The organism is Clostridium ragsdalei P11 (genome assembly GCF_001675165.1).
Taxonomy (GTDB): Bacteria; Bacillota; Clostridia; order Clostridiales; family Clostridiaceae; genus Clostridium_B; species Clostridium_B ragsdalei.
Genome location: NZ_LROS01000009.1, coordinates 82,767 through 92,115, shown reverse-complemented (window position 1 = coordinate 92,115; position 9,349 = coordinate 82,767). Strand labels below are relative to the sequence as shown.

8 protein-coding genes and 2 rRNA genes are annotated in these 9,349 nt (G+C 31.3%); 9 read left to right on the top strand and 1 reads right to left on the bottom strand.

From position 1 onward, the window contains the following. Positions 1–173 (top strand): 23S ribosomal RNA (locus CLRAG_RS04500); the annotation flags it as partial. 275 nt (positions 174–448) lie between these two features. Next, positions 449–565 (top strand): 5S ribosomal RNA (gene rrf / locus CLRAG_RS04495). 127 nt (positions 566–692) lie between these two features. On the opposite strand, the gene CLRAG_RS04490 is transcribed toward rrf, so the two are convergent. Further along, a complete protein-coding gene (locus tag CLRAG_RS04490; protein ID WP_065077288.1) occupies positions 693–1,589 on the bottom strand; it encodes a dihydrodipicolinate synthase family protein in 897 nt (298 codons plus the stop codon). 248 nt (positions 1,590–1,837) lie between these two features. Here CLRAG_RS04490 and CLRAG_RS04485 point away from each other — a divergent pair, with 248 nt between their 5' ends. From CLRAG_RS04485 to CLRAG_RS04455, 7 genes are all read left to right on the top strand, one after another. Further along, positions 1,838–2,989 carry a sugar diacid recognition domain-containing protein gene (locus CLRAG_RS04485; protein ID WP_065077287.1) on the top strand — a complete coding sequence of 384 codons (1,152 nt, stop codon included), beginning with the start codon at positions 1,838–1,840 and terminating at the stop codon, positions 2,987–2,989. A 34-nt stretch (positions 2,990–3,023) separates the two neighbouring features. After that, positions 3,024–3,923 carry an aldo/keto reductase gene (locus CLRAG_RS04480; protein ID WP_065077295.1) on the top strand — a complete coding sequence of 300 codons (900 nt, stop codon included), beginning with the start codon at positions 3,024–3,026 and terminating at the stop codon, positions 3,921–3,923. Positions 3,924–4,192: 269 nt separating this feature from the next. Next, on the top strand, positions 4,193–5,065 hold the full coding sequence (gene speE, locus CLRAG_RS04475) for a polyamine aminopropyltransferase (RefSeq protein WP_065077286.1): 873 nt from the start codon (positions 4,193–4,195) through the stop codon (positions 5,063–5,065). A gap of 59 nt (positions 5,066–5,124) precedes the next feature. Continuing rightward, positions 5,125–6,573, top strand: a complete 1,449-nt coding sequence (locus CLRAG_RS04470) for a DASS family sodium-coupled anion symporter (RefSeq protein WP_065077285.1) — start codon at positions 5,125–5,127, stop codon at positions 6,571–6,573. Between the two features lie 187 nt (positions 6,574–6,760). Further along, on the top strand, positions 6,761–7,840 hold the full coding sequence (locus CLRAG_RS04465) for an iron-containing alcohol dehydrogenase family protein (protein WP_065077284.1): 1,080 nt from the start codon (positions 6,761–6,763) through the stop codon (positions 7,838–7,840). Between the two features lie 71 nt (positions 7,841–7,911). Continuing rightward, positions 7,912–8,208 (top strand): DUF3237 family protein, encoded by a 297-nt coding sequence (locus tag CLRAG_RS04460; RefSeq protein ID WP_065077283.1) that lies wholly within the window; start codon positions 7,912–7,914, stop codon positions 8,206–8,208. Between the two features lie 63 nt (positions 8,209–8,271). Then, positions 8,272–9,162, top strand: coding sequence for an alpha/beta hydrolase (locus CLRAG_RS04455; protein WP_065077282.1), 891 nt, complete (start codon positions 8,272–8,274; stop codon positions 9,160–9,162). Positions 9,163–9,349 lie beyond the last annotated feature (187 nt).

Below are 9,349 nucleotides of genomic sequence, written 5' to 3'. Positions count from 1 at the left end.
AGTTGGGAAGGGATAAACGCTGAAAGCATCTAAGTGTGAAGCCCACCTCAAGATAAGATTTCCCATAGCGTAAGCTAGTAAGACCCCTCGAAGAACACGAGGAGATAGGTCAGAGGTGTAAGCAGGGCAACTTGTTAAGCTGACTGATACTAATAGGTCGAGGGCTTGACCAAATAAAAACGAAAGAAAAGTTTACTGTGCAATTTTGAGAGGACAGAGTAATTTGAACTCTTAAAAGATAATATATAAGAAAATTGATAGAAGCGAGCAGATTGAGGAAAGGCTTGAATGAGGAGCAGAGTTTACTTGTGTAAATGAGCGCCGCAGGGAAGACCTTGACGAAAATATGAGAAGTTTATAGCAATTTTCGCCAATTTAATGAGACTCAATCAGCTAAAGCTGATGAGTACCGATTTATACCAAAATCAAAGATTTTGACAAATCGGTATCTGGTGGTAATGACGTGAAGGTAACACCCCTTTCCATACCGAACAGGAAGGTTAAGCTTCACAGTGCCAATGGTACTGCAGGGGAGGCTCTGTGGGAGAGCAGGTCGCTGCCAGGTAAGTAAAAATACCCATTGTATAGAACATTCTATACAATGGGTATTTAAGTATATGCTCAAAAGTAAAAATTAAAAAGAAATGAAAGTAGATTAATCTACTTTCATTTCTTTTTTAATCACAAATATACTATTTTTGTTTAACAATTCTTTCGATCCTATCTTTAGTTTCTTTAGGAAGCTTTATATCATAGTATCTTATAGAAGTGTTGAAATCCATATCAAGTGCTATACTTGCCGCAGTTTTTGTAGACAATATATTGTTGCTGCCAGGCATTTCACGTACAGCCATAATCTTATTTATTCTTTTTTGAAGTAATAGCAATTTATCAAAATCTTTATTCATAAAAGTTTTATAAGTTTCAACCATTAATTTTGCTTGAGTATTAGTCTGAGTTCCTACAATACCATTTCCACCTATTATAAGATTTGGTATAAGGTATTCATCGATTCCAGAGAAAACAGCAAAGTTTTTATGAACACTTTTAACTTTTTCTACAAAATTTCTTACATTAGCTAGGGCTGGAGTAGTATCTTTTACGCCGCCATTTGCTATATTTTCATATTTGTTAGCTAATTTTAAGACTAAATCTGGAGATAAATTTACCTTTGTATTTTGAGGAATATTGTATAATATCATGGGTAAATTTGTATTCTCTGCTATAATGGAGAAATACTCAAAAACATGATTGTCATCTAACTTAAAGTAAAATGGAGGTAAAACCAATATTGCATCTGCATTATTTTCTTCTGCAAATTTACCTAGTTCAATAACTTCTTTTAAATTGGTACTACCTGTGCCAACTATTAATTTAACTCTTCCATCTATAACTTCTGATGCAAATTTTATGTATTGTTTCTTTTCTTCAAAAGTTAAATTAAAAAATTCACCTGTAGTTCCTAGTATACATATTCCATATATTCCATCAGAAATCAATTTTTCAATCATAGCTTTATTTGATTTACTGTCAAATTGACCATTTTCATCAAAAATAGTTATCATTGGTGTAAAAACCCCTTTTAACATAATACAATTCCTCCCAAGTTTTAGTACGATATTCCTATAAAATTAGAAATATTAACCTTTTTATATTATAATTATAATAAGATTAATTCTAAATGAATAACCTTACAGCATCATTATCGTATTTATCGGAGTATATAGCAATGTTCAATTGCACAAATATTAATCGTTATCACTTAAATGTTTTTATTTATGTGCACATTGTAGCAGAATAAGATTTACTCTTATTATATAGTCAGGAGGAAGATTAAATGGATATTGGCACCAAATTGGCTGAAGAAATAGTGGATAGAACTATGAAAGCCGTGAATAAAAATATTAATATAATGAATAAACAAGGTATTATAATAGCATCGGGTAATAAAGATAGAATTGGAAGCGTTCATGAGGGTGCAGTTCTTGCAATTGGAAGAAAATCTGAATTCAGTATTGATGAAAATCAATGTAGAAAATTGAATGGAGTAGAGCAGGGTACAAATATAGTTATTGAATTTGAACATGAAATTGTAGGAGTAATAGGTATTACTGGAAAAAGAGATGAGGTTATAGGCTATGGTAAGCTTATCAAAATGACTGCAGAAATGATAATAGAACAAGCTTATGTTATGAAGGAACTTGAATGGAGTAACAGGGTTAAAGAGGATATGATACTTTCACTTATTAAAAATGATCAGGGATCATTTCGTTTGCTTGAAAAATATACTAAAAAATTTAAAATAGCTTCTAATTATCCTATGACTATTTTTATTATACAGGCTAATTTTAAACAGATTTCAAATAGAAAAGATTTGGATATATTAAAAAACATAGTATCAATTTTGGAGGGTACTCTTAAGGAATCATTAGTAGCAGTTATTGACTCAAAGACTATCGTTTTATTATATAAGTGTCCAAATATAAAATACAGGGCTATAACTTGTAAGGATAGAATAGAGGGAATTTATGAGAAAATACAAAATCAAACTAATACTGATGTAAAAATATCTGTTGGAAAGGTATATACTAAACTAAGTGACATGCATAAATCCTATGAAATAGCCAGAGAAACACTTTTATTTGGAAAAAAAAGTCATCCTGATAATAACGTATACATTTTTGATGTATTGAAGTATGAGATGCTATTTTTTCAGGATAATGCACAATGGAAAATCAATGAATTAAAGGATTCTTATGGATTAATTGAACTAAATGATAAGAATGGTGAATTAAGAGAAACACTAAAAGCTTTCATAGAAGAAAATGGAGAGTTAAATAAAGTATCAAATAAATTATTCATACATAGAAATACCCTTAATTATCGTCTTAACAAAATATATAAGATTACTAATATGAATCCTAAAAATTATATTGATTTATTTTGGCTGTACTGCTCTATTATTAATTTTGAAACTAATAAAAATTAGTGGCTATAATTATGCAAAGAAAGGGATTGATATTTTGAGTTTAATAAGTGATGAAGAAATAGAACAAATTAGAAACGTAAATCAGAAAAGGTTGGTAAAGTTACCAGATGGAACTTTAGTACCAGCATTAGGACAAGGCACATGGTATCTAGGCGAAAATTCACAAACGAGAAAAAGTGAGATAGAAACTCTTAGAATGGGAATAAGACTTGGGATGACACTTATAGATACAGCAGAAATGTATGGAGATGGTGGTTCTGAAGTTTTAGTAGGACAGGCAATAAAGGACATTAGAGACAAGTTATTTATTGTATCCAAAGTATATCCATACAATGCAGGACTTTCAAATATAGTTACTGCTTGTGAAAATAGTTTAAGAAGATTGAATACGGATCATTTAGATTTGTATCTTTTGCATTGGAGAGGAAGTGTGCCTTTTGAAGAAACTATAAAAGGCATGGAAAAATTGAAAAAGCAGGGAAAGATATTAAGATGGGGAGTATCAAATCTAGATACAGTAGATATGAAAGAATTTTCAAGTTGTAAAGATGGGGAAAATTGTATGGTTAATCAGGTATTATATCACCTGGGATCAAGGGGAATTGAATTTGATTTACTGCCATGGCAGAGAAAGCACAACATGCCAATTATGGCGTATTGCCCAATTGCCAAAGGTGGTAAATTGAGAAGACAGTTATTAGATGATCCTATTTTAATAAATATGGCGAAAAAATATAATGCAAAGCCATTACAGATACTTTTAGCCTGGAGTATAAGGACAAAGGATGTTATAGCAATTCCTAAAGCTTCCCGTGAGGAACACGTAATAGAAAATGCAAGAACTGGATCAATTGTTTTATCTAAAGAAGATTTAATTCAACTTGACAGGATATTTCCAAAGCCTACTAGAAAAGTAACTTTGGATGTACTTTAGGCATTTTCAAAGAAATAACAAGTCAGTATGCTAGCCTATTTTTTATCATACTGCGTCGGTAGAACCCTTAGATAGGATTCACTATCTGCGGAACCTGTCCCCTTGTCTGATAAAAAATATACGTCGCATCTTTGACTTGTTATTTTCTTTCAAATGCCTTAAAAAATTTTATTTAGATTAATCTTTGAAATACATCTTTGTTTTAGTTATAATTAATCGAGTAAAACTTTATTAGATATGTAAATATTAATTATAACGGAGGGAGTATTATGAAAATAAATCAATTACCAAAGTATTTCAAAGAAGTTGATGGCGAACTGTGGTTTGAGGAGTTTGAAGTTGAGAAAAAAAATTTAAAGATCACTTATAAAGTTAACAAGGTACTTTCTTATTTGAAATCCCCCTATCAAGAGATAGCTTTGATTGACACTGCGGCATTTGGCCCATGTCTTGCACTAGATGGAATAATGCAGTCCACTTCTGCAGACGGGTTTATATACAATGAGATGATAACCCATATTCCAGTACTTACGCACAAAAAACCAGAAAAGGTTTTGGTAATTGGCGGGGGAGATTGCGGGGCAGTCCGTGAACTTTCAAAGTATAAAGAACTTAAAACAATTGATATGGTTGAGCTGGATGAAATAGTAACAAGGGAATGTATAAAGTTTCTTCCAAAGATAAGTGGAGGAGCAAATTTTGATAAAAGGGTGAATTTCAAATTTGGAGATGGAGTTCAATATGTAAAAAACACAGATATTAAATATGATGTAATAGTAGTTGATTCACCAGATCCAGAGGGACCTGCCAAAGATTTATTTGGAGAAGAATTTTATAAAAATGTGAAAAAAACATTAAATTCTGACGGAGTAATGGTATGTCAAAGTGAATCTCCAATGCTGCATCGTGATATAATTGAAAGTACGAGAAAAATATTAAAGGATAACTTTAAAATTGTAAAAACATATGTAGCTTTTGTTCCTACTTATCCTGGAGGATTGTGGAGCTTTACAATGGCATCAGATGTCTATGATCCTTGCAATATAGATGTAGATAGATTGCCTTTAAATACCCGCTATTTAACAAAACAAATTGTAAAGTCCTGCTTTGACCTTCCAAATTTCATAAGTGATTTAAAATAAAGAAATAATAAATTTAGCTAACATTGTTATGTTAGCTAAATTTATTTGGGGAGGATTATATGGTAAATAGTTTAAATTTGAAGGCAATTAAATTTAATTCTCCAGTTAAATTAAAGCCTTTACTAATATCAATCTTAATTGGAGTACTAATTTGTTTTATACCTAAACCCAATATGGTACCTAGAAATGGATGGTACCTCTTGGCAGTGTTTATTGCTATTATAGTTGCCTGTGCTTTAGGTGCTGTATCACTTGGACTAGCATCCTTTATAGGCATATTTATTTTAACTTGCACACACATTATTACAGTAAAAACAGCATTTTCATCCTATGCAGAAGGAGTTATTTGGCTGATTGTATGTGCTGATTGCCTTTCCATAGGGATAACTAAAACAGGACTTGGCAAAAGGATTGCCTATAATCTTATTAAGAAGATAGGTAAGAGAACTATAGGTGCAGGATATTCTTTGGTTATATGTGAAATTATATTGTCTATGTTGATTCCAAGTTCTGCTTCTAGGTCTTGTGGAATAGTATTTCCTATTGCAAAATCTTTGTCAAGAGCTTATGGATCAAAAGTTGGAGATGGAACTGAGAAAAAAGCAGGAGAATTTTTAATGCTTACGGCACTACATAGTAATCTTATTTCATCTTCTCTATTTATGACATCTTCGGTTGTAAATTTACTGGCAATTACTATGGCTAGAGATTTGGGAGTAAAAGAGAATATAACTTTTGGTATGTGGTTTTTAATGGCATTACTCCCATCATTGGCAGCTTTTATAGTTATACCCATAATCATTTATTTTTTATGTCCTCCAGAAATAAAAAAGATGGACAATGTTAAAGAATTGATGGATAAAAAATTAGAAGAATTAGGACCTATAAGTAAATCAGAGAAACTAATGATTTTTGTATTTGCAATAGTAGTTTTCCTTTGGATCATTGGGAATAAGATAAATTTAGATGTTACAACTGTAGGAGTCTTAGGGCTCATAATATTAATTTCTACAGGAATTGTGTCCTGGGAAGAGTTCACTGGCAAAAAAGAAATATGGAATTTACTCATATGGCTAGGAGCATTTATGATGATGGCAGGTCAACTAAACAAATTAGGAATTATTAAATGGATAAGTAGTATAGTAAGAGACCACATATATACAAAATCATGGATGCTTACACTAATTATAGTATGTATTATAATGTATTATTTGCATTACTTGTTTGCAAGCAATACGGTACATTTTACTGCCCTATTTTCAGCCTTTTTAACTATATTACTAAGTGCTGGAGCTCCAACAATAGTATCTATATTTTTACTAGTTAACATATCAGCTTTAAGTTCTGGACTTACTCATTATGGATTAGCACAAGGAGGAGTTTATTTTTCGGAAGGATATGTTAAGCAAAAGAAATGGTGGTTTGTAGGTTTTTGCGTTTCAATAGCACATCTTTTAATTCTCATTGGAATTGGAATGTTGTGGTGGAAATTGATTGGTATATATTAAGAATCTATTTATAAAGTTTTTTAAGTTCTAAACCTCTGCTATGAGAAATCATATATTTTTGAACAAGGCACTATGCAATTACATAAAAACAAGAAGTGATAGCTATAACTATTTATGCAATTGAATATTGATATTACTTAAAAAAAATATGATGATTATATTGGAAGAGAGTAGAGGAGGTATTAGAATGTGTAAGAAGAATAGTATTGGACTTATCAGTAAATACATTCAAACTTCTGGTGGACTTGAAGCTGTTGGAAGAGAAGTCAAACAATTGGGAAAAAGAGCTTTTATTATTGGAGGACAAACTGCACTTGGAGTTTCCTTTGATAAAATAGAACAAAGCTTGAAAAGCGAAGAAATCGATTATAAGGTACATATATTTAGTGGCTATTGCACAATAGCACAGATAAACCGTATTGGAGAAGAGGCAAACGAATTTAATGCTAATGTTATTATAGGCATTGGAGGAGGAAAGGTTTTAGATACAGCTAAAGCTGCAGCTGATATTTTTAGTAAAAAAATTGTTACAGTACCAACTACTGCAGCACAATGTGCGGGTTATTCTATTCTTAGTGTAATATACTCTGATGATGGAATGGTACTAGACAATATGTTTCTCAAACATAAAGTAGATTGTGTAATTATAGATACAAATATTATTGCTAAAAAATGTCCTTCTCGTATGCTGGCGGCTGGAATAGGAAACGGAATGGCAAAGTATCCAGAAATTCAGTTTAGAATGGCATCTTGTCTCAAGTTAAAGAAATCAAGTTCAATGTCTTTAGCTATGCAGGTGGTAAAATTTACTTGGAACAAATATATAGAAATGAGCAGAAAGGCTGTAAATGATGTAAACAATAATTCCAATTCACAGGAAGTAGAGGATATGGTTTGTGCTAATATTGTACTAACTGGGATGGCATCGTCCTTAGCTAATAGCGGAAATCAGATAGCGATTGCACATTATTTTTATAATTGCATAACTAAGTTTTTTAAAGAACAACAAGCTAAGTTTTTTCATGGAGAATTAGTTTCTTTGGGACTATCTCTTCAGATGAAAATTAATGGACGTTCGAATGATGAGATTGATCAATATAAAAATTTTTTACGATCCATTAATTTGCCGACTACATTAAGAGATATACAATTAGATGCTACAGAGAAAAATTTGAGGATTATTGGTGAATATATTGTTAGTAAAATAAAATGTGGTGAAGAGGATAAAAAGTTAATTTGGGATGGTATGCAATCTATTGTTTCCTAATGTGTAAGGAGTAAATTTCATAAGGATTAGAATTTGCTTATAAGAAATTAAAATAGAAGGAGAGGAAAAGTATGATTACAAAGTTGGATGCTGAATTAATTATGGAACTGAAAGTGAATTGTCCTGAAAGGCTCGAAGTTGGAGCAAATGATTTTGGATATCTTCGAGCAATTATGATCAGTGGAGGCAGTTTTGAGGGTGAGAAAATGCGAGGTAAGGTTATTCCTGGTGGAGCAGACTGGAATATGGGTTATGGTGGTGATGGTGCAGATACTATTACATCTGTAAAAGTATTTGCAAAATATATTTTAAAAACAGATGATGAGTGCTACATAGCTATTGAAAATTTGGGATATAAAATCAAATAATACATTATTTATCAGTAATTAATATTAATAGAGCCAAGCATTAAATGGAGGTGGAATTTCAAGTTGAAATTAACTAAAAAAGAAAAGGTAGAAATGGCAGAAAAGTTAAGAAGTACTACTGTAGTTAAAACTATTATTTCTAAGGAATATGAAAACTATTTAAACTTTGTTACATGTGAAGAAAGAAATATACACACAAGAGATGGAGATGCCCACATATATATAGTAAGCCCAAAAGAAAATAAGAAGGTATATCCATTGTATATAAACCTTCATGGCGGTGGTTTTGTAAGAGAATATCAAAAAAGGGATACATTACTTAGCAGTAAGATTGCATCAAAGTTAGGTTGTAAAGTAATTAGTGTTGATTATAAACTTGCACCAGAACATCCATTTCCGTCAGCACTTAATGAATGTTACGATATTGTTAAATGGGCATTTGATAATGCAGCTGATTTGAGTGTTGATAGAGATAGAATATCAGTAGGAGGGCATAGTGCAGGTGGAAATCTAACTGCAGCAATTGCTATTATGGCAAATCAAAGTAAAGATTTTAAAATTAAACTGCAGATTTTGGATTATGCTTTTTTGGATGCTGCTACTGATCCTAAAGATAAGATAACAGATAAAGATGTTATTCCTGTAGATAGAATGAGAGCATTTAATTCGTTATACATTGAAAATGAAAAGGATAAAAGTAATCCACTTGTATCTCCAGTATTTGCCACAAAAGAAATGCTAACAGGCTTACCACCTGCACTTGTAATAACAGCAGGAAAAGATTGTTTCCGTTTTGAAGGGGAAAAATATGCAATGATGATGGTTGAGGTTGGTACAGAAGTGAAGATAAAAAGGTTCCTAAATAGTAAGCACGGTTTTGTTGAGAACTGTAGGGAAGAATTTAAGGAAGCCCAAAAGCTTATTATAGAAACACTCTCTCAATCATTTAATTAGTTATAATAAAAGTGTTTATCATATAACTTATTGTCTTTGCACAATAGGCATACTTTTTTGCGGAAATGTTGAACAAAAAATAGTAAAATGTAAGTTTTTTATTTTGATGTGTAAAAGTTTTCTTTGAAAAATATTTATGCATATATATAAAAAAGTGACTTTGATAACGATTGAAATTTATTCATAT

Bases quoted from the DNA above. Each gene is read 5' to 3' on its own strand.
- CLRAG_RS04490 (WP_065077288.1), bottom strand. From the start codon at position 1,589: ATGTTAAAAGGGGTTTTTACACCAATGATAACTATTTTTGATGAAAAT.
- CLRAG_RS04485 (WP_065077287.1), top strand. From the start codon at position 1,838: ATGGATATTGGCACCAAATTGGCTGAAGAAATAGTGGATAGAACTATG.
- speE (WP_065077286.1), top strand. From the start codon at position 4,193: ATGAAAATAAATCAATTACCAAAGTATTTCAAAGAAGTTGATGGCGAA.
- CLRAG_RS04470 (WP_065077285.1), top strand. From the start codon at position 5,125: ATGGTAAATAGTTTAAATTTGAAGGCAATTAAATTTAATTCTCCAGTT.
- CLRAG_RS04465 (WP_065077284.1), top strand. From the start codon at position 6,761: ATGTGTAAGAAGAATAGTATTGGACTTATCAGTAAATACATTCAAACT.
- CLRAG_RS04460 (WP_065077283.1), top strand. From the start codon at position 7,912: ATGATTACAAAGTTGGATGCTGAATTAATTATGGAACTGAAAGTGAAT.